We start from the raw sequence: 25,996 nt of genomic DNA, 5'->3' as shown, positions 1-25,996 counted from the left end.
ACCCGCACTCATCGCGGTGGCGGTCAGCGCGCTCTTGTTGCCACGCCTCCCAGAGTGTTCGTCAGCAGGCCGACCAGGGACCCCGGCCAGGAGGCAACTCGACCACGTTGCGGTGACGCGACAATCACGCACGCATAGATCGTCATCAATGTTAAGCGCTCCGACGCGCCGCGTTCATCGAGAGTTTACATAGATCGTCTTCTATGACAGCCGTGGGGTCGGGCATCGATCCTGCTTCCGAACGTGAACGGAGATGTCCATGTCTGCACTTCCTCGCCGCAAGGTCCTGACGGCGATCGGCGCCGTCAGCCTGATGGTGACACTTGCTGCCTGCGGTGGCGATGACTCGGAGGCCGAGACCTCGGCCGACGATGGCGGCACCTCGTCCGAAGGTGCTGCTGACACTTCGGCCGACGGTGGCGGTGACCTGTCTGGTGACATCGCCATCGACGGCTCGTCGACGGTCACTCCCCTGACGGAGCCGGCTGCCGAGCTGTTCATGCAGGAAAACCCCGACGTGCGCGTCTCGGTCGCCACCTCCGGTACCGGCGGCGGGTTCGAGAAGTTCTGCAACGAGGAGACCGACATCTCCATGGCCTCGCGGCAGATCTCCGAGGAGGAGATCGCGGCGTGCGAGGAGGCGGGTGTCGAGTACTCGGAGCTGACCGTCGCGAACGACGGTCTCGCCGTCGTCGTCAACCCGGAGAACGACTGGGTCGACTGCCTCACGGTCGACGAGCTCTCCCAGATCTGGACCCGCGACTCCGAGGTCAACAGCTGGAGCGACGTCAACCCCGAGTTCCCGGACGAGGCGATCGATCTCTACGGCGCGGGCAGCGACTCCGGGACGTTCGACTACTTCACCGAGGCGATCAACGGTGAGGAGGGCGTCATCCGCACCGACTACAACAACATCGGCGAGGACGACAACGCCGCCATCACGGGCGTGGCCGGTGGAACGGGCGCCATGGGGTTCATCCCGCTGTCGTTCGTCGTCGAGGCCGGCGACCAGGTGCGCGCCATCGAGGTCGAGAACGAGGCCGGTGACTGCGTCGCTCCGTCGGCGGAGACCGTCCAGGCGGGCGACTACAACCCGCTCGGCCGCGAGCTGTACATCTACCCCTCGGCCGCTGCGCTCGAGCGTCCCGAGGTCCGTGCGTTCGTCGACTTCTTCATCACCAACAGCGACCCGATCGCCGAGGCCGCGACCTTCATCCCGCTGACGCAGGAGCAGAAGGACCAGGAGCTGGCGGACGTCGCTGAGCTCCTCGGCGAGTGATCTGACGCGAGCCACGACACCAGGACCGGGGAGACCTCATGAGCACGCAGGCTTCGACGGGGGTCGACCGCAAGGTCGAACCTGTTGATCTGGCACCGTCGAGCGGACGGTTCGGGGAGAAGGCCATCGTCGGTTGGCTCTTCCTGTGCGCGGTCTTCTCGGTCCTGGTCACGGTCGGCATCGTCTTTGCGCTTGCGGGGCCGACGATCGAGTTCTTCCGCCTGGTGCCGTTCGACCGCTTCTTCTCGACGGAGGAGTGGGCCCCTACCTTCGCCCCCCCCGGTTTCGGTGTCGCGAATGTCGTGGTCGGCACGCTCAACGTCACCTTCTGGGCGTTGCTTATCGCCCTGCCCGCGGGTCTCGGTTCGGCGATCTGGCTCAGCGAGTACGCCGGTCGCCGCGCCCGCAAGGTCGTCAAGCCGATCCTCGAGGTACTGGAGGGCGTCCCCACGGTGGCGTACGGGTTCTTCGCCCTCACCTTCGTGACGCCGCTGCTGCGCGAGTACTGGCCGACGTGGCTCCCGGGCGACTTCGGCAACCCACCGGGAATCTTCTCGGCCGCGTCGGCGGGGCTTGTCATGGGGGTCATGATCATCCCGACCGTCGCGTCGATCTCCCAGGACGCCATGTCGGCAGTCCCCTCGGGTCTCCGGCAGGCCGCCTACGGCCTCGGCAGCACGCGCATGCAGGTCGCCACCAGGGTCATCGTGCCCGCCGCGCTCTCGGGCATCGTCGCCTCGTTCATCCTTGGGGCCTCGCGCGCCATCGGCGAGACGATGATCGTGCTCATCGCAGCAGGTGCGACGCCGAACCTCACCTTCATGCCGAACGAGTCCATTCTCACGATGACGGCCTTCATCGGCCAGTCCTCCACGGGCGACATCGCCCACGGCACGATCACCTACTACACGGTCTTCGCCGTCGGTTCACTTCTGTTTGTCATGACCTTTCTGATGAACCTCATCAGCAGTCTTCTTGTGCGGCGATTCCGGGAGCACTACGAATGAGATCCTCACGACGCAGCCGCATCGCCATCGATGCCGCCACGGCTTCTACCGAGCAGCTGCTTACCGGCAACAGCCGCGGCGGGCGATGGAAGGGGCCGCTCTTCCAGGGACTGCTGCTCCTGTGCATCCTCATCGCGGTGACCATGCTGCTGGCGGTACTTCTGCAGGCCCTCGTCGAGGGCTGGCCCCGCCTGGACTGGAACCTCGTACGCAACATGCCCTCCTCGCTGGACACCTCGGCCTCGGGCATGAACTCCGCCCTGTGGGGGACGATCTACGTGATGGCCGGACTCATCGTCACTGTGGTCCCGATCGGCGTGAGTGCGGCGATCTACCTCGAGGAGTTCGCGGACAAGACCAAGTGGTACGTCCGGTTCATCGAGCTCAACGTCCAGAACCTGGCGGCGGTCCCCTCGATCGTCTTCGGGATCCTGGGTCTGGCATTCATCGTGCGCGGGCCGTTGAATCTCGGCTTCGTCGCCTACGCCGCCTCGCTCACTCTCGCTCTGCTCGTCCTGCCCACCATCATTCTCGCGGCACGCGAGTCGATCAGATCGGTCCCCTCCACGATCCGACAGGCGTCGATGGGTCTCGGTGCCACGAGGTGGCGCACGATCTGGCACCAGGTGCTGCCCGCCGCTGTCCCGGGCATCGTCACCGGCACGATTCTCGCCATCTCGCGCGCCATCGGAGAGACGGCCCCGCTGCTCCTCGTGGGCGCCACCGTCTTCGTCACATACGCGCCCGACGGCTTCTTCGAGGGCAGCTACACCGTGCTGCCGGTCCAGATCTTCAACTGGGCGGTGCGTCCGCAGGAGGAGTTCCGCATCCTCGCGTTCGCCGGAATCATCCTCCTCATGGTCGTACTGCTCAGCATGAACTCGATCGCCATCTGGATCCGCAACAAGTTCACGAAGGAGTGGTGACGATGACCGCGCACGACCAGGGCGAGATGCCCAACGTCCGGATGCACGCCCAGGGACACGAGCCGCTCGACGGCGCGGACGTGCGTGAGGTGAGCGAGACCGTCACGGCACCGATCATCACCACCCGCGACCTTGACATCTACTACGGCAGCTTCCGTGCAGTCATGGGGGTCGACCTCGACTTCGGGCACAACGAGATCACCGCCCTGATCGGCCCGTCGGGGATCGGCAAGAGCACGCTGCTGCGAGCGCTCAACCGGATGAACGACCTCATCCCCAGCTCCCACCTCAGCGGCACCATCGCCTACCGAGGAGCCGACATCTACGCCCCCGGGGTCGATCCCATCGAGGTGCGCCGACGCATCGGAATGGTGTTCCAGAAGGCCAACCCGTTCCCGAAATCAATCTACGACAACGTCGCCTACGGCCCCCGGGTGACCGGGATGAAGGTCAACGACATGGACGCCCACGTCGAATCGTGCCTCCGGCAGGCGGCACTGTGGGACGAGGTGAAGGACAAGCTCAAGGAATCCAGCCTCAGCCTGTCGGGCGGTCAGCAGCAGCGTCTGTGCATCGCCCGCGCCATCGCCACCACGCCCGACGTGATCCTCATGGATGAGCCGTGCTCGGCACTCGACCCCATCGCCACCGGCGCCATCGAGGACCTCATGGCCGAGCTCAAGGAGAAGTACTCCATCATCATCGTCACCCACAACATGCAGCAGGCCGCCCGGGTCTCGGACCGCACGGCCTTCTTCACCTCGTCCCCGGACGAGACCGGGGGCGACAGGACCGGCGTGCTCGTCGAATACGGCCCCACCGTGCAGGTCTTCGAGAACCCGCGGGACTCCCGCACCGACGACTACATCTCTGGGCGCTTCGGCTGACAGGAGAGACATGACCATCCTCGTGGGCTCAACGACGAGACGCACGGCGGGCAGGCACTGGCCACGGACCAGCGCACGGTCGATCGTGCTGGTGGACCCGGACCTGGACACATCCTCCCCGATTCTGTCCGAGCTCGCGGCCGGCGGCCTCGAGGTCACACTCCACGGCGACGTCCTGCACGCACTGGTGCACATCGCCGAGCACCGGCCGGACGCCGTCGTCCTGTCGGTCACCACCCCGATCGGCGACGCGGTGCGCCTGGTGACGCTACTTCGCTCCGAGTTCGCGATGCCCGTGCTGGTCGCACTGCGCACCGAAGCGGTGGACGACGCGGCGCCGATCATCGCTGCCGGCGGACGCCCGGTCGTGGACCTGCCCTATCGGCTCGACACGTTGCTTGACGCTGTCCGCGAGCTTCCCGCCAGGAAGTCCGACCTGTCCGTCCTGCATGTCGGCGCGCTCACCCTCGAGCCCACCAGCATGGAGCTCGTCCTTGGCGGCCAGCGCGTGCACGTCGCGCCGCGAGAGTTCAGCCTTCTCCTCGCGCTGGCCGAGCGTGCGGACGAGGTCGTGGCCACAGAAGAGCTCCGGCGAGCCGGCTGGCCCGGCCTGAGCGTCTCCGACGCCACGCTCATGACCACGGTGGCGCGCCTGCGCCAGCGCCTGGCGGAGGCCGGTGCCGGCCACCCGATACAGACCATCCGCGGGGTCGGCTACCGCATGAGCTCGCCGGCTCTCAGCGACCTACCGCCGCACTCTCGACCAGCCCCGTGACCCGCGCCGTGATGTCGTCGGCGATCACCTCCACGACGTGGATCGGCTGGTTCGCCGGGTCGGCGACCGGCCAGTCGAGGTACTGCCGGCCGGGGTAAATCGGGCACGCGTCGCCGCAGCCCATCGTGACGACGTAGTCGGAGGCACGCACGATCTCGTCCGTGAGTGGCCGGGGAAACTCTGTCACCAGGGGCAGCCCACGTCGCTCGAGGACCGTGCGGACCGTGGGGTCGATGCGTGCTGCCGGCGCTGAGCCGGCTGTACGGATGCGGGCGCGGTCACCGATGAGCGAGCGGAGGACGGCCGCCGCGATCTGGGACCGTCCGGCGTTGCGCACGCAGACGAAAAGGATGTCCAGGCCCGGTAGTCGGACGAGCCCTTCGGCCTGGGCGAGCGCACCGAGCCGGTCGGCGGCGAACCGCTGCGTGAGGACGGGGAGGTGGGTGCGGATGCTGGCGCGCGACGCCAGGAGCGCGTAGCTCTCCCGCACGTACTTCTCAACGGTCTCGGGAGCGAAGACCCCGCGGTACTGCTCGGCCAGTGCGACCGAGGTGCGCACGAGCTGGCGCTCGTGCGCGCGGGTCGGCGGTGCTGGGATCTCCTGCACGTCCTCCAGGGCGACGCTTCCGAACCGAACGAGGCCGTCATGCGTGGGAGAGAACAGCCACTGACCGTCCGGAGCCGGCCGGCAGTCGAGGACACCGGTGCGGCACATGTCGAGCAGGTGCTCCTCAATCTGCTCCACCTCACCGCCCGGGCCGACCAGCCGCTCGGCGGCGACCTCCCAGTCGGCGTCACGGATGATGCGGGAGAGCAGCTGCACCCGGACCGCTTTCGCCATGGCCTCGACCTGGCGTGACAGAGACGGCTCAATGACCATCTCGACTCCGGGGCAGAGGAACGGGAACTACCGCAGCAGGTCGGAGATCGTCGTCAAACGATCGGGAACGATCGAGAGGAGCACCTCGCGGCCGCGCGCCTCTCGGCGGACCACCCCGGCCTCGACGAGCACCTTGACGTGGTAGGTCACGGTTGGCTGCCTGAGCCCGAGTGCCACCGTCAGGTCGGTGATCCGTGCGTGGCCGTTCGGTGCGTTCTGGATGAGGCTGAGCAGCTGCAGCCGGCTCGGGTCGGAGACCACGCGCAGCATGCTGGCCGTGGCCTCGGCCTGTTCGCGACCGAGGACGGCCTGGACCGGGCTGCTCGGGGCGGGAGCGGGCGCCGGTGTCTGACCGCGGGGCGCCTGCTCGGTGGACTGATTCATCACGGTCGATCATACGGGCGATCTCCTCGTCCCTGTCGCCGGGGGTGGTCGCGGTCGGGCCCGCGTGTCGGCCCCCGGGTCAGAGGTACTCGGCGAGCTCCTCGAGGAACTGGGTCTTCGTCCGCGCCCCCGTGAGGCTCTTGACGAGCTCGCCGCCCACGAACAGGTTGAAGGTGGGGATGGAGGTGACGCCGTACCTGGTGACCGTCTCGGTGTTGGCGTCGGCGTCGACCTTGACGAACTGGATCTTCTCGCCGTGCTCGGCGGCGAGCTCCTCGATGATCGGGGTCGTGCGGCGGCACGGGGCGCACCAGGTGGCCCAGATGTCGACCAGGACCGGCCCCTCGGAGCCGAGGACCGTGGCGTCGAAGGTGGCGTCGGTGATGTCGGGAACGTTGCTCATGTCGGTCCTCTCAGTGGGTGAGCGCGAGCTCGGAGGCAGTGGGCTCGGGGGTGAGCACAGGAAGGTTGGCGAGATAGCGCGCGGCGTCCAGCGCTGCGGAGCAGCCGGTGCCCGCGGCCGTGATCGCCTGCCGGTAGGTGTGGTCGACAGCGTCGCCGCACGCGAATACGCCGGGGAGGTTGGTGGTGGTCGTGGGCGCGGCTGTGAGGATGTAGCCGTCCTCGTCGAGCTCGACCTGGCCGTCGAGGACGGCTGTGCGGGGGTCGTGACCGATGGCGACGAACAGGCCGGTGACGGGCAGGTCGCGGGTCTGGCCGGTCACCGTGTCGCGGAGGGTGAGTCCTGAGACCTTGTCCTGACCGTGGATCTCGGTGACCTCGCTGTTCCAGACCAGCTGGATCTTCTCGTTCGCCAGGGCGCGGTCCGCCATGATCTTCGATGCGCGCAGGCTGTCGCGGCGGTGGACGAGGTAGACCTTGTCGGCGAACTTCGTCAGGAAGGTGGCCTCCTCCACGGCGCTGTCACCCCCGCCCACGACGGCGATCTCCTGGCCGCGGAAGAAGAACCCGTCGCAGGTCGCGCACCAGGACACTCCGCGGCCGGTCAGCCGCTCCTCGCCGTCGAGCCCGAGCTTTCGGTAGGCCGAGCCGTTGGCGAGGATCACTGCTCGTGCGCGGTAGGTCGCCTCGTCGGTGGTGACGGTCTTGACCGGGCCGGTGAGGTCCACCGATGTGGCAGTGGCGTACACGACCTCGGCTCCGAACTTCTCGGCCTGGGTCTGCATCTTGTCCATGAGGTCGGGTCCCATGATTCCGTCGGGGAATCCGGGGAAGTTCTCGACCTCGGTGGTGTTCATCAGCGCACCGCCGGCGTCCAGCTCGCCGGCGATGACCAGCGGGCGCAGCTGGGCGCGGGCCGCGTAGATGGCTGCTGTGTAGCCGGCAGGGCCGGAGCCGATGATGATGACGTCGCGGACGTCCGCCGTGGCGGGAGCTGTGCTCACGGGGATCACGCCTTGACGGGCAGGAGCTCGTGGAGGAGCTCCTCGACGCGGCCGCGGATCTCGTCGCGGATCGGGCGCACGGCGTCGATGCCCTGGCCCGCCGGGTCGGCCAGGGGCCAGTCCTCGTAGCGGACGCCCGGGAAGAATGGGCACTCATCCCCGCAGCCCATGGTGATCACTACGTCGGAGGCCTGGACGTCGTCGGCCTTGAGGACCTTCGGACGCGCGGTGGTGATGTCGATGCCGTCCTCGCGCATCGCCTCCACGGCGACGGGGTTGATCTGGTCCGCCGGCATGGTGCCGGCCGACCGGACCTCGACCCGTCCGTCAGACAGGGCGCTCATGTATCCGGCGGCCATCTGGGACCGTCCGGCGTTGTGGACGCAGACGAACATGACGCTGGGCTGCTTGCTCATGTGGTGACTTCCTTGGGGTGGGTGGAGGTGCTGATAGTCAGGCTGAATCGAGGACCTGGGCCAGGGTCGTGACCCGGCGAGCGAGATCGGTATAGGCCGCCTCGAAGGCTTGGTTCGATCCCGTGCCGACGGGCTCCGGGACGGACCAGTGGATGTCGATCGGGATGTCGAGCTCCTCGTGCGCGCGGTCGCAGACGCTGACGATGAAGTCATCCGGGGCATGTACCGCGTCGATGTGCTGCGGGCTGATCGACGGCATGTGCAAGCCGTGCCGCTCGGCGGTGGCGACCGCGGACGGGTTGATCCGATCGGCCGGGTGCGTGCCGGCCGAAGCCGCCAACACCGCGCTGGCCCGGCGCCACAGGGCGGCCGCGAGGTGAGAACGGGCGGAGTTGTGGGTGCAGACGAACAGCACGCGTGGGACCACGCGGGCCGGCCGGAGGGCGAGGACGTCGAGCGCGCCGGGGACGAGCTGGACGTAGCTCCTCCTGCGGTCGCCCTCTGACTTCTTCCGGTCGACGATGCCCGCGCGCTCGAGCACCGCCAGGTGGTGCGCCATCAGGTTGGACGGCATGTCGATGCTTCGTGCGAGCTCGGAGGGCGCGGCATCCCCGAGGCTCAGTGTGTCGACGATCCGTAACCGGGCGGCGTCGGCAAGAGCCGCGTGGAGCTCCACCCTCTGCGTGATTGCCTCAGTGTTCATTGAGTCAATGATGGCTGAGGGGGTTGGGGGTAGTCAAGTGGTGCGCGACCGGGGCAGGCGCTGCTCGTCAGGCGCTGGGCTCGCCGGGCAGCGCGTGGTTGGCAGCGTCGCTCAGTGCGGCACCGAGCTCTCGCAGCGCTCCGGGCAGAAGGCGGTAGTGCACCCAGGTGCCTCGGCGCTCCCCCTCGATCAGCCCGGCCTCGCGAAGGACCTTCAAGTGGTGGGAGACGGTCGACTGGCTCAGTCCGAGCGGCTCGGTCAGGTCGCAGACGCAGGCGCTGTCCCCGGGGTGTCCGCCGATGCTGGCAAGGAGGCGCAACCTGGTCGGGTCGCCGAGGGCCTTGAACGCCCTGCTCAGCGTGGCCACTTCCTCGATCACTACGTGCTCACGCACTACTACCGGACAGCAGTCGTCGGCCGCGGTGTGCGGAGCGGCCAACGTCGTCGGGTTCGTCATACCCCCAGTATGGTCCGTGAATCGACAATGGTCGATCTAAGGGTCTACGGTCGTCCTTGCATCGATCAATCTCGATCCACCTAGGGAGTCATCATGAGCACCATCGAGGTCTACGAGTCGGCCATGTGCTGCAGCACGGGCGTGTGCGGTCCCGACGTCCCGCAGGAGCTGGTGAGCTTCTCGGCCGATGTGGACTGGCTCAAGAACCAGGGAGCCACCGTGAACCGCTTCAACCTCGGCAGCGAGGCGCAGGCCTTCGCCGAGAATCCCCAGGTTCTGCAGTTCCTCAAGGTCTCCGGCTCCGAGCACCTCCCGCTCGTGCTCGTGGACGGCACCGTCGCACGGACGGGCACCTACCCCGCCCGCGCAGAGCTCGCACGCTGGGCCGGCATCGAGGGCGAGGAGACCACCGCTCCGGCGCCCGGCGGGCGGCCCGAGCTGTCGATGGTCGCGGCCAGCGGCGGCTGCTGCGGCGGCGGATCCACCGGCTGCTGAACCGCCGTCCCTCACTGCCCCGACACTCGACCAGACCTCCTGAAAGGCTTCTAGTGATCCCGACCTTCCTCACCGACGCCCCCCGCTACCTGTTCCTCACCGGCAAGGGCGGCGTCGGCAAGACGTCGATCGCCTGTGCCAGCGCGATGCACCTCGCCCGGGCCGGACGGTCGGTGCTCCTGGTGAGCACCGACCCGGCCTCCAACGTGGGTCAGGTGTTCGACACGGCGATCGGCAACACGATCACCGAGATCGCCGCCGTGCCCGGCCTGTCCGCGCTCGAGATCGACCCCGCGGAGGCCGCGACCACCTACCGGGAGAGCATCGTCGGGCCCGTGAGGGGCATCTTGCCCGAGCCCGAGGTCGATCTCATCGAGGAACAGCTCTCGGGGGTGTGCACCACCGAGATCGCTTCGTTCAACGAGTTCACCGGGCTGCTCACCGACACGCAGACCACCGCCGCGTTCGACCACGTCGTCTTCGATACCGCCCCGACCGGCCACACGATCCGCCTGCTCCAGCTCCCCGGGTCATGGACCGACTACCTCGACGAGGGCAAGGGGGATGCGTCGTGCCTGGGCCCGCTCTCCGGCCTTGAGCGCCAACGCTCGACCTACGCCGAAGCCGTCGACGCCCTGGGCGACCCGGCACGCACCCGTCTCGTGCTCGTCGCCCGCCCGCAGCGCGGCGCCGTCACCGAGATCGCGAGAACCCACGGGGAGCTTGCCGAGCTCGGTCTGCGTCAGCAGCACGTAGTCGTCAACGCCGTGCTGCCGCTCCCGGACGACGGCGACGTGCTGGCACGCGCCGTCCACGACCGCGAGCAGGCCGTGCTGAACGACCTGCCCGAGGTGCTGCGCGGCCTCCCGACCGACCTACTTCCGCTCAAGGCCGACAACATGGTCGGCCTCGACGCGCTCACCGGGCTTTTCGACGAGGCCAGTACCAGCCGAGAGGCACCCATCGAGCAGGTCCCGGCCGGACTTCCCGCCGGCACCGACGACCTCGAAGCCCTCGTCGACGAGCTCGCGCAGCAGGACCACGGCCTGCTCATGTTCATGGGCAAGGGCGGGGTCGGCAAGACCACCATCGCCTCGGCAGTCGCCGTCGCGCTCGCCGAACGGGGGCACGACGTCCACCTCACCACGACCGATCCGGCCGCGCACCTGGCTGACACGCTCGACGAGGCGGTGGACGGGCTCCAGGTCTCGCGCATCGACCCGGACGAGGCCACGCGCACGTACCGCGAGACGGTGCTTCGGAACCGTGGTGCGGCGCTCGACGAGGCCGGCCGGGCCGCGCTCGAGGAGGACCTGCGTTCGCCGTGCACCGAAGAGATCGCCGTCTTCCAGGCCTTCTCCCAGGCCGTCAACGAAGCGCGCCGGCGCTTCGTCGTCATGGACACCGCTCCCACCGGGCACACCCTCCTCCTGCTCGACGCGACCGGCTCCTACCACCGCGACGTCGTGCGACAGATGGGCGACAGCAACAACGTCACCACCCCGATGATGCGCCTCCAGGACCCCGAGCACACCAAGGTCGTCGTGATCACGCTGCCCGAGACCACACCGGTTCTCGAAGCGACCCACCTTCAGGACGACCTCAGGCGCGCAGGCATCGAGCCCTGGGGATGGGTCATCAACAACTCCCTCACCGCCGCACAGACCACCAACGCCCTGCTCCTCAAGCGCGCAGGCAACGAACGCGCAGAGCTCGAGCGGGTCCTTGCCACCGCCGAGCGGTGCGCCGTTCTACCGCTCCTCCCAGCCGAGCCCATCGGCGTCGCCGGCCTCCGCGAACTCAGCCAGCGCGATCGAACCGTCGAGATGGTGCCCACCTCAGCGTGACCTGCCCAGGAGCGACGCCCGGCCTGGCCAGGCCGGGCGTCGCTCGGACGGAACAAGACCCGGCGATAGCCACTCCCCCTCGCGCGTTCCAAGACCGAGGACCTACAGGCCACCGAAATGCCGGCTCCCTACGTCGCCTAGAGCCCTACCGCCGCAGCGGGTGGCGAACACCGCCTCACGTTCGGTCCGGCTGCCGCGCGAGAGCGCGATACAGAGTCGACCGGTCAACGTCCAGCCGCCGAGCGATCTCCGCTTTCGGGATCCCATCGCTGATGAGGCTTCTCGCTTCGACCACCTGCTCGACGGTCAGTTTTCGCGCCCGGCCCTTGTACACTCCCCGGGCCCTTGCGGCACGGATGCCCTCGGTTTGGCGCTCCTTGCTGATGGCCCGCTCCAGTTGGGCGAAGGACCCCATGACGTTGAGCTGGAACTCGGCAAACGGGTCGCTGGCCCCAGGCTCGAAGCTCACCCGCTCGTTAATGAACGCGACCGCCGCGCCCTTGTCGACGAGCTCGGTGACGAGCTGGTTCAGATCGACCACCGAACGCGCTAGCCGGTCCATCGACGACACGACCACCTGGTCGCCCGAGCGTGCGTAGCGGATCAGATCGGCAAGCGCCGGGCGATCCGCCCGGCCGGCGGCGGATTGCTTCTCCTCGAACAGTCGGTCGACCTCCCCAAGAGCTTCGAGTTGTCGCGCGAGATTCTGGTCCTTGCTCGACACGCGCGCGTAGCCGATCCGATGTCCCGGGTGTTGCATCATGTCTAGACCCTGGCACACATCTGTCGCAAAATGCGTGTGTGGTCTTGGCCGTTAGATGGCGGGGTTCTGCCGGTGCTATGTGGCGGTAGTCAGTTGGTGCCGATGACCAGAGTGATCGCGGCGGCTTCGAACGACGTCGGTGGTGCTGTCATGGCGTGGCCGCCGCGGGGTGTGGGACGAGGCGAGGGACGATCCGAACGTAGATGACCATTCCGACGAGTTCGACAAGGGTTTGGGTGACAACGACAACGGCGGCCAGGGCGAGAGTTTCGGGTAGTGCCAGCGCTAGGGGCAGCACGACGAGGGAGTTACGGGTAGCGCCCGAGAAGACCATTGCCCGGGTTGCTGGCACGTCCTGTTTGAGGGCGCGGGCCGTGATGAGGCCGAGAGGGATAACGGCGATTAAGAAGGTGATGTAGATCGGGATCACGGCGAGCAGCGAGGAAGCATCGGTGCGAACGGCGTCAATCTGAGAGGCGACTACGACCGCGAGGGTGGCCATCATGAGCGGGACCATCAGCGCCTGCATGAGGTCCATGAGTCGTCGAGCGGCGTGAAGGCGCGCAGCCAGGGATTGCGTGATTGCGGCGAGAGTCAGGGGCGTGACGATCAGGAGTAGGAACGCCTCAACGAATGGCGCGACATCGATGACGTCGAACAGCCCTGGTCCGACGAACAGGCGCAGATAGACCGGCAGTAGCAGCATCTGTAGCAGCATCAGCAGAGGAGAGGCCGCGAGCAGGCGTTCGTGTGCGGCGCCAGCGAGTCCGGAGAAGACGATGACGTAGTCGATGCAGGGCGTGAGGAGGACGAGTAGGACGCCCAGCAAGAGTGCTTGGTCGTGAGCGACGAACCGTGAGAGTCCGTAGACGAGGACCGGAACGAGCACGAAGTTCAGGACGAGGAGACCAGCCAGGAAGGTCCCGTTGCGTAGGGCTTGCCCGAGTTTGGTCAGCGGCACGCTCAGGAACGTGGCGTACAAGAGTGCGATCAACACTGGGTTGATCGTCTGCTCCAGGGCCGGTGCGACGGACGGTGCTGCCAGACCGATTGCCGCACCGGCCACCAGCGCTAGGAGGTACAGCGAGATCTGCCAGCGCTCCAGCCACGCGATGACAACACCGGCACGGCTATCCACCGCTGCCTCTCCTCGGAGCTCTTCGTCCATGCGTGCAGTCTCTCAACCGAGATGGGCAATGGGGCCGCGGCGGGAACTCAGAAGCCGAAGGCTCCGCCGCTGACGAGGATGACGATCCCGAGGCCGATGAGGACGATCGGGAACAGGACGTGTTCCCAGCGTTCGAGGACTTCGGCGATCGGTCGGCGGGTGGCGATGAACTTGGCGAGCATGACGAGGACCGCGACGAGCAGGAGGAAGACGACGCAGTAGGCCACCACGGCCGCAGGCCCGACGCTGAGGAAGACTGGGACGTAGACACCGATGTTGTCTCCTCCGTTGGCGAAGGTGACCGCGCCGATGGTCCAGACACCGACGTTCTTGCCCTCAACCTTGGCGTCATCGTCGTCGTCATCGCCTCCGCGCCAGGCCCGCCATGCGGTCCACAGTCCTAGGGACAGGGGGATGAGCCCGAAGTACGGGATGGCTTCCTGGGGCAGGAATGCTCCCGCGCCCAGTGACACGAGCACGGCGGTGCCCAGGATGCCGCCGAATCCCAGGTATTGGCCTGCGGTGATCCGCGCTGTTGTTCCGCGTTGTCCTGCGCCGCGGGCGAAGAACAGCGAGAGCACGATGATGTCGTCGATGTTGGTGGCAATGAACAGGCCGATGGCCTGCAGGACCGAGGACAGGATCACGCGTCAGCCTCGGCGTTGGCGCACCCGGGAACCGGGCAGGCAAGATCGATGCAGGGAGCGTTCTCGTTCACCGCGAGGGTGACCTCGACCAGTGCGTTGAGTGCACGTGCCAGGTGCGGGTCGGCGATCTCGTAACGCGTTTGGCGGCCTTCGGGCTCGGCGATCACGATGCCGCAGTCGCGTAGGCACGCCAGATGGTTCGACACGTTCGAGCGCGTCAGCCCGAGGTCGCGTGCGAGCACAGCCGGGTAGCTCGGCCCCTCGAGAAGCGTCATGAGGAGCCGTGACCGTGTTGGGTCGGCCAGTGCCCGGCCTAACCGGCTCATCACGTCCAGCCGAGTAGCAATGGTCAGCATGCGCTGAACTGTACAGCGTCGACTGAACCGGCAGCCCCGTGCCGAAAACGATCGAATGCGGAGCAGCACCGGTCTTTGTGCGGCTTCTACAAGGGCAGCCACCGGTGGGGCTCCTGGCTCAGGCGCAGCAGGAGGTCGGTAGTTGGTTGCGGAACAGCCCCGCAGCGATGCGCAGCGCTTCGCTCATCGTGAGGTAGGGCGCCCAGGTGTCGGCCAGGTCGTCGACGGTGAGCCCGAACTTGATCGCATAGGTGGCGGCCAGCATGACGTCCCCGGCGCCATCGAGCGCGGCGTGCACGCCGAGGACCTTGCCGGTGTCCGCGTCGGCGACAAGTTTCAGCGCACCCCGGGTGTCCCGGTTCACCAACGCCCGGGGGATGTCCTGCCCGCCGAGCACTCGGCACGCGCAGCGGTGGCCGCGCTGGATCGCCTGTTCCTCGGTGAGCCCGGCACTGCCGAGCTGCGGGGTGGTGAAGGTGACGCCGGGTAGGCCGCGGTAGTCCACGGAAGTCGGCTCACCCAGCGCACCAGCGGCCGCAGCGTGCCCGGTGCGGGCGGCGACGTAGACGTACTGCGGTACACCGGAGACGTCCCCGGCGGCGAAGATTCGCGGGTTGGTGGTGCGCTGGTAGGCGTCAACAACGATGAATCCACGCTCATCGGTCTTCACCCCGGCAGGTTCCAGACCCAGGTCGCCCGTGTCGGCGAACCGGCCGGTGGCCACCAGCAGCCGCGCGCCGGGCACCTCTCGCCCGCCCGCCGTGCGCACCACCACGCCGGCTCCGGTAGCAGCGACCGCCACGCCGCGGTCCTCGATGACCTCGATGCCGTCGTCGGCGAAGACCCCGCGCAGCACGTCCGCGATCTCGGGCTCGGTATGCGGGCCGAACTGTCCAACGATGCTGACCCGCGCCCCCAGGCGGGCGAACAGCTGAGCCTGTTCCAGCCCGACGTAACCCGCCCCGAGCACTACCAGCGATTCAGGAAGCTGCTGCTGCTCCATCGCCGTCGTCGACGTCAGGTAGTCCACGTCATCGAGACCAGGCAGGTTCGGGATGTGTGGGGCGACCCCGGTCGCGACAATATAGGCCGAGGCGAGCAGCGGCTCGTCATCGACGTGCAAGGTGTTCTCATCGACGAAGCTCGCATGGCCGTACCGGATCGGGAAACCGTGGGCGTCGGCGACGTCGGCGTACTTGGCCTGCCGCAGCCGGTCGATCAACTCCTGCTTCTGTCCGAGCAGGGCCGGCATGTCCACACCGTCGGTGCCAGTCGGCACCATCGGGAACGGGTTGGCCAGCGCCCGGTGGCGCTGACCGGCGGCCGCGAGCAGGTTCTTGCTCGGCACGCAACCGATGTTCAGGCATGTGCCCCCAAGCGGCCCTTGCTCGACGAGGACCACCGACTTCCCACGAGAACGGGCCTCGATCCCGGCCGCCATCGCTGCACCGCCGGTCCCGATCACCACCAGGTCGAACTCGCCCATGCTCCGCTCCTTCTTCGTGCCGCCACCGTGCTCGTGACCGTAGGGCTTCCAGTGCGGTGGAAGGTCAAGGCGTAGGCTCGCTCGTGTGCGCATCGGGGAGCTTGCTGGCAGAACCGGCCTGACCACAAAGACGATCAGGTTCTACGAGCAGGCTGGCGTGCTGCCCGAACCCGACCGCCAGTCCTCCGGCTACCGAAGCTATGACGACGATGCGCTGACCCGGCTGCGGTTCGTGAAGGCCGCCCAGGCCGCCGGGCTCACTCTCGCCGAAATTCGCGAGGTCATCGCAGCTCGCGACGACACCGGGCCTCCGTGCCGGACCGTCACTGACCTGCTCCACACCCACGCCACGGAGTTAGATCGTCGGATCGCCGAGCTCACGGTCCTACGGGACGAGGTACACCGACTACTCGACCGGGCAGGGAGCCTCGACCCCCTCTCTTGTGACCCGGCGAACGTCTGCCACGTCATCCCGGCGTACCACCCGTAAACGAACGATTCTGCTACAGCGACGACGAGGGTGCGTCACGCCGTTCGGGATGGTTGACGCTTCGCGGTTCCCGGCTCATGCCGTTTGTAGCGGAACTCAGTGCCGGATTCTATGGTTCGATACTTCCCGGGGTGGATGAGTATCGCTACAGTCATCGGCATGGGGGACCTCCTTGGCTATGCGCGCGTGTCGACCACCGACCAGGATGCCTCGCTGCAGATCGATGCGTTGAACGCGGCTGGCTGCTACCGGGTCTTCGTTGACACCATCTCTGGCTCGCTTGATCACCGTCCCGAGCTGGAGAAGCTGATGGACCAGCTCCGCCCGGGTGACACGCTGGTGGTGTGGCGACTGGACCGGTTGGGGCGCTCGATCCGTCACCTCATTGACCAGCTGCAGACCCTGTCCGACCGCGGCGTGGGGTTCCGCTCCCTGCAGGAGACGATCGACACCACCTCCTCCGGTGGCCGGCTGGTGTTCCATGTCTTCGCCGCGCTGGCTGAGTTCGAGCGCGACCTCATCCGTGAGCGCACCAACGCCGGACTGGCGGCCGCCCGGGCACGAGGCCGCACCGGCGGACGGCCCTCGGCGCTGTCGCCCGCCCAGGTCAAGACGGCCCGGCGGATGTATGAGCAGAACGAGATGACCGTGGCTCAGATCGGTGACGTGCTGGGAGTCAGCCGCACCACCATCTACCGAACGCTGAACCGCCAGAGCGCCCCAGCGGTGCCACGGCGGTCGAGAAGCGCCGTGTAGGTCATGGACGCGGCCGGGCGCTGGCAGATCCTCAGGCTTCACGTCGAGGACCAGGTCCCGCTCGCCGCCCTCGCCCTGGACTCCGGCATTGGACTGCGCACCTTGGAGCGCTGGCACGCCCGCTACCGCACCAGCGGGTACGCCGGCCTGGACACACGGCGGCGCTCTGATGCCGGCAGGCACCGCCTGCCAGGTGAGCTCGTGGCGTTGATCGAGGGCCTGGCGCTGAGCAAGCCTCGGCCGGCGATCGTCACGATCCACCGCAAGATCAGCAGCATCTGCGACCAGCAGGACTGGCCGGTGCCGTCCTATGGAGTCGTGCGGGACATCGTCGACGCGTTGGACCCGGGCATGGTCACCCTCGCCCTGGAGGGACCGTCGTCCTACCGGGACAAGTACGAACTCGCGCTGCGACGGCAGGCCGAGCGCCCCAACGCGATGTGGCAAGCCGACCACACCCTGCTCGATATCCTCGTGGTGGGCACCGACGGTAAGCCAGCCCGCCCCTGGCTGACCACAATCATCGATGACTGTTACCGAGCCATATGCGGCTACACCGTCTTCCTCGGCGCGCCCTCCGCGATGAACACCGCCCTGGCACTGCGCCAGGCGATCTGGCACAAGGCCGACCTCTCCTGGCCGATGTGCGGCCTCCCCGATGTGCTCTACGTCGATCACGGCAGCGACTTCACCAGCAAACAGCTCACCGCCACCGCCGTGGACCTGCACATCCGGCTCATCCACTCTGCCGTCGCTCGCCCACAGGGCCGCGGAAAGATCGAGAGGTTTTTCGGGACCGTCAACACCGAGCTTCTCGCTGGCCTGCCCGGGTACATCGCCGAGGGCCACCCATGGCCCACGCCGAGCCTGTCCCTGGCTGAGCTCGACACCGCCCTGGAAGGGTTCGTCGCCACATACTACGACCGCACTCACAGCGAGCTCGGCACCTCCCCGCGCACTGCCTGGATCGCCGAGGGCTGGCTGCCGCGCATGCCCGAGAGCCTGGAAGCCCTGGACGGGCTCCTTCTCACCGTCGCCCAGACCAGGGTGGTGCGCCGCGATGGCATTCACTTCCAGGGTCTGCGCTACATCTCCCCGACCCTGGCCGGCTATGTCGGCCGGTCGGTCGTGATCCGCTACGACCCCAGGGACATCACCGAGATCCGCGTGTTCGACCACGAGGAGTTCATCTGCAAGGCCATCAACCAGGACCACCACGACCAGAAGGTCAGCCTCAAGGAGGTCCAGGCCGCCCGCAACGCCCGGCGTAGGGCTCTGCGTGAGGGCATCAACGAGCGCATCGCCGTCGTGGCCACGCACACCACCGAACCTCCACCAGCGCCCGAGACGCCGCCGCCGGCGCCGCGTCGGAAGTTGAAGGTCTACCGAGAGGACCTGAGGTGAGCCAGCGCTTCATCGTGACCAAAGAGCACCGCCGCTTCACCGAGTTCGCCGACGCCGTGCGCCGCGGGCACACCATCGGCCTGTGCTTCGGGCCAGCCGGCGTGGGAAAGACGCTCTCCGCGCGCCGCTACGCCCGCTGGGACAAGGCCCACGACCTACTGACCTACTGGGGGCCGCGCTCCGACAGCGACGCGAAGATCTACGCCGCGCTGGCCAAGAACCGCACCGTGCTCTACACACCCAGCGTGCTGACCACGCCACGGGCTTTGAAGGACGAGCTCGACCAGGCCATCGCCCGCACCAACATCTGCATCGAGCAGCACCTCGCGCCGGCCGGGCAGGTCACGCCAGAGACGCGGGGGTGGCGCCACGGCAGGAACTACGTGGAGCTGATCATCGTCGATGAGTCCGAACGCCTACGCCCCACCGCACTGGAACTGCTGCGCGATCGCTACGATCGCGACAACATCGCCCTCATCCTGATCGGCATGCCCGGCCTGGAGAAGCAGTTCAGCCACTACCCCCAGTTCTACAGCCGCGTCGGCTTCGCCCACCAGTACCGGCCCCTGGGCAAGGACGAACTGCTCTTCGTCCTGCAGCGACACTGGCGCGCCCTCGGTAAGACCCTCGACCCAGAGGACTTCACCGACGCCCAAGCCATCGCCGCCATCGCCCGCATCACCCGCGGGAACTTCCGACTCCTGGAACGACTCTTCCCCCAGATCGAGCGCGTCCTGAAGATCAACGAGCTCGACACCATCACCAACGACGTCATCGAAGCCGCCGCCAGCACGCTCGTCATCGGTGTCAGCTGACTGGCCGCCAGATATCGCCCACAGAACCCCGCCATCGAACGGCGCAAGCCACAGGGATGTGTGCTAGGGACTGCTGCACGGATTGGTGACAGGTTGGGTCACGCAGCCTGCGTGGCTGGCGCGGTCATGATGGCCTCGTACTCGATGGGGGTCAATCGGCCGAGGGCGTCTTGTCGGCGGCGCCGGTGGTAGGTCTTCTCGATCCAGGTGACGATGGCGATTCGTAGTGCCTCGCGAGTGGCCCAGGTACGGCGGTCGAGGACGTTCTTCTGCAGCAGGCTGAAGAAGCTCTCCATGGCGGCGTTGTCGCCGGCTGCACCGACGCGGCCCATCGATCCGACCATGGCGTGTCGGTTGAGAGCGTGGACGAATTTCCTGCTCCGGAATTGCGATCCTCTGTCGCTGTGCACGATGCAGCCGGTGACGTCACCGCGACGGGCGACGGCGTTGTTGAGCGCCGCCACCGCCAGGCGGGACTTCATCCGGGAGTCGATGGAGTAGCCCACGATTCGGTTGGAGTAGACGTCCTTGAGAGCGCAGACGTAGAGCTTGCCTTCGCGTGTCCAGTGCTCGGTGATGTCGGTGAGCCACAGCTCGTTGGGGCCCTCGGCGGTGAACTCGTGCCGGATCCTGCCCTTGTCGTCGATCACAGCGCACAGGTCGTCGTGGACCGGCGGGCCGGGACTCTTGCCGTTCTTGCCACGCTTCTTACCAAACGCGCTCCACCAGCCCTGCTGCGAGCAGATCCGCCACCCGGTCCGCTCGGCCATGGGCTCCCCGGCTTCGCGTGCTTCGTCGACCAGGAACCGGTAACCGAACTCCGGATCGTCGCGGTGAGCAGCGAACAGTGCGTTGGCGCGGTAGGCCTGCTTGAGCTCGGTGTCAGTGACTGGGGTGGTGCGCCAGCGGTAGTAGGGCTGACGCGCGATCTTCAATACCCGGCACGTCACCGTGACGGGGATCCCGCCGTCGGCCAGCTCGCGGACGAGCGGGTACATCATTTTCCCGGCAGGTTGGCCTGCGAGAGGTAGGCGGCTGCCCGGCGCAGGACCTCGTTCTCCTGCTCCAGCAGCCGGATCCGCTTCTTGGCCTCTCGCAGTTCGGCGGTGTCTGCCGCGGTCGCACCGGGCTTGACACCGTCCTCGACGTCCGCGGTCTTCAACCAGTTCGTCAGGCACGACTCGCTGATCCCGAAGTCGGCCGCGATCTGCTTCAGATGCTGACCTGGCTCACGGTTCCTCGCGACGCGCACGACGTCGTCGCGGAACTCGGACGGGTAGGGCTTGGGCACAGTGCACATCCTTCCAGCGGTGCCCCTCGGCACCACAGATCAGATGTCACCTGTCCGTGCAGCAGTCCCCTACACGGGATTGGTCTTGCTGGGGTACACCCCAGCGCAACAGTGTGGTGGCAGGTGTCAAGTACCGGGTTTGATGGACAGCATCCTTCCCGGTAGTTGACTGGCATTCTCGTGCACACCTGCTATGGCTGGCGCCGGCGAGCCCTGCGCGAGGGCGGGGAGCATGACATTGTCGATCACGGTTGGCCGAGGGAGCAGGCTGACGGTTTGCAGGATCCAGACGACCTCGGTGCCCAGCAGGGCCGGGGCATCGTGTCGGCTCGCCTCCCTGGCCGAGCACGTCAGTGTTGGGGCAGGTGGCAACGGCGCGGACTGATGAAGTCCGCCTGACGGCTTACCGGGTGCCAAAGGGAGTAGTCCCGCGAGCGAGCCGAGCACTACTCGTCGATCTACGCCGTCCCGGCTACCCCTCACCATCATGAACGGGCACCTGGCTCTTCGCCCGGCCCAGGCTGTCCTGCCCAGCAAGGATCCGAAACAGCAGCCAGGAGAAAACAACGACGGCCAGGAGTGTGACGTGCACGGCCGGGCTTGACCCACCCCATTGGATCCAGCCCAACCATCCGGGCTGCACCCCCAGGTTGAGCTCGTGCTCGATCGCGTTAGGGATGAGGTACGACCACACGATCAGCGTCGATACGACGACCAAGAACACGACAGCGAACGACCAGCGCAGGGCCTGCGAGCCACGAGCGATGATGCCGACCACGGAGACCAGCGCAAGCACGTTGATCGACGCCAGTGCGCTTATCTGCAGGACCGGGGTTTCGGGAGACTTCACGCCAACGAGAGTATTGTCCAGCCCGTATACCCCCCCTTGGGACAGTCCCATGATCTGAATCTCGAAAAATCCAGTAGCGAGCACCAGGATGATAGCCACTGCGCCTCCTGCAGCAGCGCTGAAAACAGTTTTCAAGAAAGCTCGGTAACGTACCGTCACAACAACCTCTGCCTTCTTCGCCGAACTAATAGACTACCCAGCACGATATCTCCGCCGAACCGCCAGTGTTGTCAATGGTCCAGCGGCAACGACTACGGGCATCATAAGCGCGGTCGTGGCTTACCCTAGCGGGCACCGCACCGGCACTGGTCGCCGAGGCCACTGACGTAAATCCTGGGGCCGGGTAGTACGTTTCGATACGGATATTGCCGACCCCGATGCCCAGTTCGGCTATGCCGCCCGTGATGCTCGGTCGCTGCCCAGAATCGCGATTCAGACCAGCCGGAGTGTCAATCGAATGCGCATATTGGAAAGTCGCAGCATTTGCCACCGGCATGCCTACGGCGAAGGTTCCTAGTATGAACGAGAATATTCCAAAAACCGCTACGGAAACCCTTCCTGCTGAGGAACGTCCCTGCATATTAGCCCGCACCTAGCTCACCCTTCACGTGGGATCGGTGTGAATGAGAACAACTCACCACTATCCAACGGCAGGTCGGTCGACTCAAGCGTCCCCCTGTGCTCCGGTGGAACAATTATGAGATTTGCAATTCTACTCTCCGCCGCTGGGCCCAGAGGTTCCTCGCCGATGCTAAATTCCTGCACATCTACGTTGTCCGGTACGAGGTACGCCTCTACCGCTCTATACGGGTCGTCATCCCCCTCTGAAGCCGTCAAACCGAGGCCACTCTGATAAAATTGCGGCAGGGATGCACATGCTGATGCCGCGACTTCAACCCCACCCGGAATATGCACAAAAAGGCAGATGTCATCGCTAGAAGTCTGCCCAATCCAGTAGGACCCGATTTCATCACTTTCCACCAACCGAACCGAGTCAGGAATGATGTCGCCCAGTTCATCCAACCGAACCGGTTCCGGAGGAGCATCACTTGCCGACTGAGGCAGCGACAACGCTTCCGCAACATCATCGATCACGCGTACCGAGTCGTCCGCTCCAGACGCTGGTACGGCAATGACGGTCGCAGCCAGCCCGACGACACCAGCGACAGCCAGTCCATTCTTGTGTCTCACGACGGTCCCCTTCTTCGAAGTGCATTTGGTCAAGTCTTAGTTCCTAGTAGCGCACGTCAATGCCAGATTGCCAATATCCCCAGAGGCGTACGGCCAAGTCCAGGAACAATTCTGTCGCGCATACGCAACCGACGCGTGCGTCATCCGGTGCGGGTATCCGTCACCGGAGCTCCTAGCAACCACGGAGTATCCGGGATGATCGTAATAGGTAGTGATATGCGTAACCGTTGGACTGCCGACGTCAAACACGGCAGTCTCGGCAGTTCCACCGCTAATAGTGGGGCGAGCCGGCGAGACTCGCACGGTATCCTGCGGCGTCGCGATTGCGTTGGCGTAGTACTGGTAAGTCGCAGCCTGTGCTACCGGAGCGACAGCCATTGCTAGCACGAAAAGGACGATCAGCAAAGGGCCAAATGCTCGACGCTTCTTTGCTCGACCCGCACTAACTGGCCGAGCAAACACATCCCCGGCGGGATTGCCGTCCAACTCCGTGATAATTCTCGTGAGTCCGCGATCTCTATCGTTCGGCATGTTCGTCCCCCTCGGCGCTGCCGTGTCATGAAGACTACCGGGCCAAGCTCACCGCATCCATGCGGCACCCGACCACAGTGGCGGGTCGCAACGCTGCGGAAAGCCGATCTCATGACGTAGTCATGTCACCGTACCGATAGCAGTTACTGCGGTCAATGGGGTCCTCTGCACGGATGGGGGAAGTCTGATCTGTGGTGCCGGGCAGTGCCGCTGGAAGAATGTCCATCGCGCCTAGACCTCATCCCAAGGAGTTCGGGGTAGTGTGCAGAGGAGTTTGATCGCCCGGCGTGTCCGTACCGGTGTGCACGGTGAGTTGGTTATTCCATAGTCCTGTGCACGACGACGAAGCGGTCGATGAGGTCCGGCTTCCTGAGCGTGGTCTGTTGACCGTCCCCGATGAGGTGTGGGCAGTTGCGGTGCGCCGGGCGGAGGTGATCGGGCGGTTAACCGAGGCCGGGACGGCCGGTGAGGAGACGGTGGAGGCGGCTGCCGAGCAACTGGGCATCTCGCGCCGTCAGGTCTAGGTCTAGCTGCGTCGGTGGCGCGAGGGGCAAGGCGTGGTCTCCGATCTGATCCCGGGGCGCTCCAGCGGTGGCCGCGGTGGACCACCCTCACCGCACTGACCCGCAGCGGGGCGACCTTCCAACGCATTCGCGATGACCTGATCGTCCTCGGCATCCGGACGACCCGCCTCCGACGGACGCTGGCGGAGCAGCGTGCACGGCAGACGCCGGCGGGGCCGGAAACGACTGCCACATCTTGAGCGGCCCCCCGGAGACGGTGGGGTCCCGGGCGGTGGGTTCAGCCCTCGGTGACGGCAGTGGGGTGAAGACCGCCGGCACGCTGAATAGCCCGGTAGACGGTGGAGCGGCCGACGTTAAACAGTTCGGCCAGTTCGCTTGTGGTGTACTCGCCGGCACGCGCCAAGGAGACCAAGTGTGCTTCCTGACGGGCTGTGAGCTTGGGCTTCTTGCCTCGCAGCCGGCCCTTGGCCTTCGCCACCGCCATGCCCTCGCGGGTGCGGGCACGGATCAAGTCGGCCTCGAACTCGGCCACCATTGCCAAGACGTTGAACAGCAGCCGACCGACGGGATCGGTCGGGTCGTGCACAGAGGCGCCGAGCTGTAGGCGGACACCGCGGGCGGTCAGTTCGGCGACGATGTCACGAGCGTCAGGGACGGAGCGGGCAAGCCGGTCGAGCTTGGTCACCACGAGGGTGTCGCCAGACCGGCATGCAGCCAGGGCCTCACGCAGACCCGGCCTTGCTCGCGTGGTGCCGGTCAGGCCATGGTCGACGTAGATACGATCGGCCGGCACGCCGAGGGCTCCCAGGCCGGTGCGCTGGGCCGTGAGGCCCTGTTCGTTGGTGGAGACGCGGGCGTAGCCGATCTTGAGAGTTCACTCACCCCTCCAGTGTCACCGGTTAGCGTCCCTTCACCGGGCGTTTTCTTGGGCGGGTCTTACGGGATGACGCCGGCCAAGCGGGGACTGAGGCCGGCTGTCACCGCAATTCGTCCCGGTGAAGGCCTTGCGGCGATGCCCGCGTGGCTCAGCCCTTCGGGGGGTGGGGGTCGTTGCCGTACGAGTTGCGCTCTCCGATCGTGCCGTCCTTCTTGTGAACCAGGTGCTCGACGTGATCCTTCTTCGCCGTCGCGCGGCCCGCTGCCTGCGCCTCAGCCTTCGTGTCGTGCGTGCTTGAGGCGCGCTTTGCACCCTCACGACGGTTTGCCCACCCATCGTCGGTCGGCACCGTGTGAATGTTCTTCTTGTCGGCCATCGCAGTTCCCCTTTCGGTCCCTCGGTGAGGGAGCCACAGGCCGTCATCATCTCAGTTTACGGCGGATTTGCTGGGGATCGGCTTGCGGAACCGAAGCCATCGCTGGCCGCCACCGAGCGTCGACGAAACCCCGCCATTTAACGGCGAAAGTCACAGCGGTCATCCGCGCAGACGGTCCTCTCACGTCCGCACCTGGGACGACGGGTGCGGTCATCCGCCCCGACCTGCGATGCTGCCGGGGCCCACCGGGCGCTCCGCCCGGTCGATGAAGGAGAAGCGATGACCGCCGTACCGTTCGAACGCCGCTCACCCGTGCTGGCCGACCTGCTCCCGGGTGCGCGTGTCCGGGACGTCGCACTGGTGCTCGCCGGTACCGCGTTCGTCACGGTGGCCGGCTGGATCGCCGTACCGCTCCCGTTCACGCCCGTGCCGGTCTCCCTCGCCACGTTCGCGGTCCTGGTCACGGGTGCCGCCCTGGGCCCGATGCGGGCTGCGGCGAGCATCGTCCTGTACGTGGTCGCGGGGACGCTGGGCGCTCCAATGTTCGCCGAGTTCGGGTCGGGCTGGGCGTCCGCGTCGTACGGCTACGTGCTCGGCTACCTCGTGGCCGCGGTGCTCGTCGGCGCGCTCGCACGGCGCCGGGCCGACCGCTCGGTCGTCGGGACAGCGGGCCTCGCCGTCGCCTCGACGGTGACCATCTACGCCGTCGGCGTGCCGTGGCTCATGACCTTCCTCGACGTCGACCTCGCCACCGGACTCAGCCTCGGTGTCGTGCCCTTCCTCGTCGGCGACGTCATCAAGGCCGCGGCCGCCGCGCTCGTGCTGCCGGGAGCCTGGACGCTCGTGCGTCGCGTACGTCGGTAGGCCAGTGGCCGCCGCGCTCGTGCTGCCGGGAGCCTGGACGCTCGTGCGTCACGTGCGTCGGTAGCTCCGCGGTCACGCAGCCGATGGTGACGGCGCTGCGCCGGGTGTGGCGCCTGTTTCGCTCACCATGCGTCGCACCACCGGC

Annotated in this window: 30 protein-coding genes; 13 read left to right on the top strand and 17 right to left on the bottom strand. The window is 66.7% G+C overall.

The annotated features are described in order from the left end of the window. Window positions 1-259 precede the first annotated feature (259 nt). The 5 genes from AC24FB_RS14845 to AC24FB_RS14825 are packed head-to-tail and all read left to right on the top strand — an operon-like array spanning window position 260 to window position 4,874. A complete protein-coding gene (locus AC24FB_RS14845) occupies window positions 260-1,279 on the top strand; it encodes a PstS family phosphate ABC transporter substrate-binding protein (RefSeq protein ID WP_425713412.1) in 1,020 nt (339 codons plus the stop codon). Window positions 1,280-1,317: 38 nt separating this feature from the next. Beyond that, window positions 1,318-2,286: a phosphate ABC transporter permease subunit PstC gene (gene pstC / locus AC24FB_RS14840; protein ID WP_425713411.1), complete on the top strand. Its 969-nt coding sequence runs from the start codon at window positions 1,318-1,320 to the stop codon at window positions 2,284-2,286. After that, window positions 2,283-3,212 carry a phosphate ABC transporter permease PstA gene (gene pstA, locus AC24FB_RS14835; RefSeq protein ID WP_425713410.1) on the top strand — a complete coding sequence of 310 codons (930 nt, stop codon included), beginning with the start codon at window positions 2,283-2,285 and terminating at the stop codon, window positions 3,210-3,212. The genes pstC and pstA overlap by 4 nt, the downstream gene beginning before the upstream one ends. 2 nt (window positions 3,213-3,214) lie before the next feature. After that, window positions 3,215-4,099, top strand: a complete 885-nt coding sequence (pstB, locus tag AC24FB_RS14830) for a phosphate ABC transporter ATP-binding protein PstB (RefSeq protein WP_425713409.1) — start codon at window positions 3,215-3,217, stop codon at window positions 4,097-4,099. A 10-nt stretch (window positions 4,100-4,109) separates the two neighbouring features. Further along, entirely contained in the window at window positions 4,110-4,874 is a 765-nt protein-coding gene (locus AC24FB_RS14825) for a winged helix-turn-helix domain-containing protein (protein ID WP_425713408.1), read from the top strand. Here AC24FB_RS14825 and AC24FB_RS14820 read toward each other — a convergent pair. The 7 genes from AC24FB_RS14820 to AC24FB_RS14790 all read right to left on the bottom strand — a co-directional run bounded on the left by AC24FB_RS14820 (window position 4,837) and on the right by AC24FB_RS14790 (window position 9,120). After that, window positions 4,837-5,715 (bottom strand): arsenate-mycothiol transferase ArsC, encoded by an 879-nt coding sequence (locus tag AC24FB_RS14820; protein WP_425713407.1) that lies wholly within the window; start codon window positions 5,713-5,715, stop codon window positions 4,837-4,839. The two genes, AC24FB_RS14825 and AC24FB_RS14820, sit on opposite strands and share 38 nt — an antisense overlap. A 66-nt stretch (window positions 5,716-5,781) precedes the next feature. Beyond that, a complete protein-coding gene (locus tag AC24FB_RS14815) occupies window positions 5,782-6,138 on the bottom strand; it encodes an ArsR/SmtB family transcription factor (protein WP_425713406.1) in 357 nt (118 codons plus the stop codon). 79 nt (window positions 6,139-6,217) lie between these two features. Beyond that, window positions 6,218-6,541, bottom strand: a complete 324-nt coding sequence (trxA, locus tag AC24FB_RS14810; protein ID WP_425713405.1) for a thioredoxin — start codon at window positions 6,539-6,541, stop codon at window positions 6,218-6,220. 10 nt (window positions 6,542-6,551) lie between these two features. Continuing rightward, window positions 6,552-7,544 (bottom strand): thioredoxin-disulfide reductase, encoded by a 993-nt coding sequence (trxB, locus tag AC24FB_RS14805; protein WP_425713404.1) that lies wholly within the window; start codon window positions 7,542-7,544, stop codon window positions 6,552-6,554. 5 nt (window positions 7,545-7,549) lie between these two features. Continuing rightward, complete coding sequence (locus AC24FB_RS14800) at window positions 7,550-7,960, bottom strand: arsenate reductase ArsC (protein WP_425713403.1); 411 nt, start codon at window positions 7,958-7,960, stop codon at window positions 7,550-7,552. A 37-nt stretch (window positions 7,961-7,997) separates the two neighbouring features. Next, on the bottom strand, window positions 7,998-8,663 hold the full coding sequence (locus tag AC24FB_RS14795; RefSeq protein WP_425713402.1) for an arsenate reductase/protein-tyrosine-phosphatase family protein: 666 nt from the start codon (window positions 8,661-8,663) through the stop codon (window positions 7,998-8,000). 67 nt (window positions 8,664-8,730) lie between these two features. Continuing rightward, window positions 8,731-9,120 carry an ArsR/SmtB family transcription factor gene (locus AC24FB_RS14790; protein ID WP_425713401.1) on the bottom strand — a complete coding sequence of 130 codons (390 nt, stop codon included), beginning with the start codon at window positions 9,118-9,120 and terminating at the stop codon, window positions 8,731-8,733. A 93-nt stretch (window positions 9,121-9,213) separates the two neighbouring features. Here AC24FB_RS14790 and arsD point away from each other — a divergent pair, with 93 nt between their 5' ends. Together arsD and arsA are read left to right on the top strand one after the other, a co-directional pair. Continuing rightward, window positions 9,214-9,615: an arsenite efflux transporter metallochaperone ArsD gene (gene arsD, locus AC24FB_RS14785; protein WP_425713400.1), complete on the top strand. Its 402-nt coding sequence runs from the start codon at window positions 9,214-9,216 to the stop codon at window positions 9,613-9,615. Between the two features lie 53 nt (window positions 9,616-9,668). Beyond that, a complete protein-coding gene (gene arsA, locus AC24FB_RS14780) occupies window positions 9,669-11,462 on the top strand; it encodes an arsenical pump-driving ATPase (protein WP_425713399.1) in 1,794 nt (597 codons plus the stop codon). 175 nt (window positions 11,463-11,637) lie between these two features. Here the strand turns inward: arsA and AC24FB_RS14775 are convergent, their stop codons facing one another. The 5 genes from AC24FB_RS14775 to merA all read right to left on the bottom strand — a co-directional run bounded on the left by AC24FB_RS14775 (window position 11,638) and on the right by merA (window position 15,882). After that, the gene (locus AC24FB_RS14775; RefSeq protein ID WP_425713398.1) at window positions 11,638-12,225 is read right to left on the bottom strand and encodes a recombinase family protein; all 588 of its coding nucleotides are present in this window, start codon (window positions 12,223-12,225) and stop codon (window positions 11,638-11,640) included. Window positions 12,226-12,373: 148 nt separating this feature from the next. Continuing rightward, window positions 12,374-13,393: an arsenic resistance protein gene (locus AC24FB_RS14770; RefSeq protein WP_425713397.1), complete on the bottom strand. Its 1,020-nt coding sequence runs from the start codon at window positions 13,391-13,393 to the stop codon at window positions 12,374-12,376. A gap of 47 nt (window positions 13,394-13,440) precedes the next feature. Continuing rightward, window positions 13,441-14,040 carry a cadmium resistance transporter gene (locus AC24FB_RS14765; protein WP_425713396.1) on the bottom strand — a complete coding sequence of 200 codons (600 nt, stop codon included), beginning with the start codon at window positions 14,038-14,040 and terminating at the stop codon, window positions 13,441-13,443. Then, on the bottom strand, window positions 14,037-14,396 hold the full coding sequence (gene cmtR / locus AC24FB_RS14760) for a Cd(II)/Pb(II)-sensing metalloregulatory transcriptional regulator CmtR (protein ID WP_425713395.1): 360 nt from the start codon (window positions 14,394-14,396) through the stop codon (window positions 14,037-14,039). The genes AC24FB_RS14765 and cmtR overlap by 4 nt, the downstream gene beginning before the upstream one ends. Window positions 14,397-14,514: 118 nt before the next feature. Next, entirely contained in the window at window positions 14,515-15,882 is a 1,368-nt protein-coding gene (gene merA, locus AC24FB_RS14755) for a mercury(II) reductase (RefSeq protein WP_425713394.1), read from the bottom strand. 85 nt (window positions 15,883-15,967) lie between these two features. Between merA and AC24FB_RS14750 the strand changes: the two genes are divergently transcribed. The 4 genes from AC24FB_RS14750 (at window position 15,968) to AC24FB_RS14735 (ending at window position 19,347) form a co-directional block, all read left to right on the top strand. After that, window positions 15,968-16,372: a heavy metal-responsive transcriptional regulator gene (locus AC24FB_RS14750; protein ID WP_425713393.1), complete on the top strand. Its 405-nt coding sequence runs from the start codon at window positions 15,968-15,970 to the stop codon at window positions 16,370-16,372. Window positions 16,373-16,531: 159 nt separating this feature from the next. After that, window positions 16,532-17,128 carry a recombinase family protein gene (locus AC24FB_RS14745; protein ID WP_425713392.1) on the top strand — a complete coding sequence of 199 codons (597 nt, stop codon included), beginning with the start codon at window positions 16,532-16,534 and terminating at the stop codon, window positions 17,126-17,128. 3 nt (window positions 17,129-17,131) lie between these two features. Next, window positions 17,132-18,532 carry a Mu transposase C-terminal domain-containing protein gene (locus AC24FB_RS14740; protein WP_425713391.1) on the top strand — a complete coding sequence of 467 codons (1,401 nt, stop codon included), beginning with the start codon at window positions 17,132-17,134 and terminating at the stop codon, window positions 18,530-18,532. Continuing rightward, window positions 18,529-19,347 carry an AAA family ATPase gene (locus tag AC24FB_RS14735; RefSeq protein WP_425713390.1) on the top strand — a complete coding sequence of 273 codons (819 nt, stop codon included), beginning with the start codon at window positions 18,529-18,531 and terminating at the stop codon, window positions 19,345-19,347. Before AC24FB_RS14740 ends, AC24FB_RS14735 begins: the two co-directional genes overlap by 4 nt. Window positions 19,348-19,445: 98 nt before the next feature. Here AC24FB_RS14735 and AC24FB_RS14730 read toward each other — a convergent pair. The 3 genes from AC24FB_RS14730 to AC24FB_RS14720 form a co-directional block, all read right to left on the bottom strand. Further along, a protein-coding gene (locus AC24FB_RS14730; RefSeq protein ID WP_425713389.1) for an IS3 family transposase occupies window positions 19,446-20,638 on the bottom strand; the annotation gives its coding sequence in 2 pieces (ribosomal slippage) (window positions 19,446-20,351 and window positions 20,354-20,638; 1,191 coding nt in all). Between the two features lie 472 nt (window positions 20,639-21,110). After that, a complete protein-coding gene (locus AC24FB_RS14725; RefSeq protein WP_425713388.1) occupies window positions 21,111-21,587 on the bottom strand; it encodes a hypothetical protein in 477 nt (158 codons plus the stop codon). A gap of 498 nt (window positions 21,588-22,085) precedes the next feature. Continuing rightward, the gene (locus AC24FB_RS14720) at window positions 22,086-22,679 is read right to left on the bottom strand and encodes a hypothetical protein (RefSeq protein ID WP_425713387.1); all 594 of its coding nucleotides are present in this window, start codon (window positions 22,677-22,679) and stop codon (window positions 22,086-22,088) included. 863 nt (window positions 22,680-23,542) lie between these two features. On the opposite strand from AC24FB_RS14720, the gene AC24FB_RS14715 reads away from it, so the two are divergent. After that, on the top strand, window positions 23,543-23,734 hold the full coding sequence (locus AC24FB_RS14715; protein WP_425713386.1) for a hypothetical protein: 192 nt from the start codon (window positions 23,543-23,545) through the stop codon (window positions 23,732-23,734). A gap of 277 nt (window positions 23,735-24,011) precedes the next feature. Here the strand turns inward: AC24FB_RS14715 and AC24FB_RS14710 are convergent, their stop codons facing one another. Further along, the gene (locus AC24FB_RS14710) at window positions 24,012-24,599 is read right to left on the bottom strand and encodes a recombinase family protein (protein WP_425713496.1); all 588 of its coding nucleotides are present in this window, start codon (window positions 24,597-24,599) and stop codon (window positions 24,012-24,014) included. A gap of 160 nt (window positions 24,600-24,759) precedes the next feature. Further along, on the bottom strand, window positions 24,760-24,987 hold the full coding sequence (locus tag AC24FB_RS14705; RefSeq protein WP_425713385.1) for a DUF2188 domain-containing protein: 228 nt from the start codon (window positions 24,985-24,987) through the stop codon (window positions 24,760-24,762). A gap of 279 nt (window positions 24,988-25,266) precedes the next feature. Here AC24FB_RS14705 and AC24FB_RS14700 point away from each other — a divergent pair, with 279 nt between their 5' ends. Next, window positions 25,267-25,851, top strand: coding sequence for a biotin transporter BioY (locus AC24FB_RS14700; protein WP_425713384.1), 585 nt, complete (start codon window positions 25,267-25,269; stop codon window positions 25,849-25,851). The last annotated feature ends 145 nt before the right edge of the window (window positions 25,852-25,996 follow it).

It is taken from the genome of Georgenia sp. Z1344 (assembly GCF_057652375.1).
This window is presented reverse-complemented; position numbering and strand designations above follow the sequence as displayed.

Bases quoted from the DNA above. Each gene is read 5' to 3' on its own strand.
- AC24FB_RS14700 (WP_425713384.1), top strand. From the start codon at position 25,267: ATGACCGCCGTACCGTTCGAACGCCGCTCACCCGTGCTGGCCGACCTG.
- AC24FB_RS14770 (WP_425713397.1), bottom strand. From the start codon at position 13,393: ATGGACGAAGAGCTCCGAGGAGAGGCAGCGGTGGATAGCCGTGCCGGT.
- pstA (WP_425713410.1), top strand. From the start codon at position 2,283: ATGAGATCCTCACGACGCAGCCGCATCGCCATCGATGCCGCCACGGCT.
- pstC (WP_425713411.1), top strand. From the start codon at position 1,318: ATGAGCACGCAGGCTTCGACGGGGGTCGACCGCAAGGTCGAACCTGTT.
- AC24FB_RS14820 (WP_425713407.1), bottom strand. From the start codon at position 5,715: ATGGCGAAAGCGGTCCGGGTGCAGCTGCTCTCCCGCATCATCCGTGAC.
- AC24FB_RS14745 (WP_425713392.1), top strand. From the start codon at position 16,532: ATGGGGGACCTCCTTGGCTATGCGCGCGTGTCGACCACCGACCAGGAT.
- pstB (WP_425713409.1), top strand. From the start codon at position 3,215: ATGACCGCGCACGACCAGGGCGAGATGCCCAACGTCCGGATGCACGCC.
- AC24FB_RS14775 (WP_425713398.1), bottom strand. From the start codon at position 12,225: ATGATGCAACACCCGGGACATCGGATCGGCTACGCGCGCGTGTCGAGC.
- merA (WP_425713394.1), bottom strand. From the start codon at position 15,882: ATGGGCGAGTTCGACCTGGTGGTGATCGGGACCGGCGGTGCAGCGATG.
- AC24FB_RS14740 (WP_425713391.1), top strand. From the start codon at position 17,132: ATGGACGCGGCCGGGCGCTGGCAGATCCTCAGGCTTCACGTCGAGGAC.
- AC24FB_RS14815 (WP_425713406.1), bottom strand. From the start codon at position 6,138: ATGAATCAGTCCACCGAGCAGGCGCCCCGCGGTCAGACACCGGCGCCC.
- arsD (WP_425713400.1), top strand. From the start codon at position 9,214: ATGAGCACCATCGAGGTCTACGAGTCGGCCATGTGCTGCAGCACGGGC.
- AC24FB_RS14845 (WP_425713412.1), top strand. From the start codon at position 260: ATGTCTGCACTTCCTCGCCGCAAGGTCCTGACGGCGATCGGCGCCGTC.
- AC24FB_RS14825 (WP_425713408.1), top strand. From the start codon at position 4,110: ATGACCATCCTCGTGGGCTCAACGACGAGACGCACGGCGGGCAGGCAC.
- cmtR (WP_425713395.1), bottom strand. From the start codon at position 14,396: ATGCTGACCATTGCTACTCGGCTGGACGTGATGAGCCGGTTAGGCCGG.
- AC24FB_RS14800 (WP_425713403.1), bottom strand. From the start codon at position 7,960: ATGAGCAAGCAGCCCAGCGTCATGTTCGTCTGCGTCCACAACGCCGGA.
- AC24FB_RS14790 (WP_425713401.1), bottom strand. From the start codon at position 9,120: ATGACGAACCCGACGACGTTGGCCGCTCCGCACACCGCGGCCGACGAC.
- trxA (WP_425713405.1), bottom strand. From the start codon at position 6,541: ATGAGCAACGTTCCCGACATCACCGACGCCACCTTCGACGCCACGGTC.
- AC24FB_RS14795 (WP_425713402.1), bottom strand. From the start codon at position 8,663: ATGAACACTGAGGCAATCACGCAGAGGGTGGAGCTCCACGCGGCTCTT.
- AC24FB_RS14705 (WP_425713385.1), bottom strand. From the start codon at position 24,987: ATGGCCGACAAGAAGAACATTCACACGGTGCCGACCGACGATGGGTGG.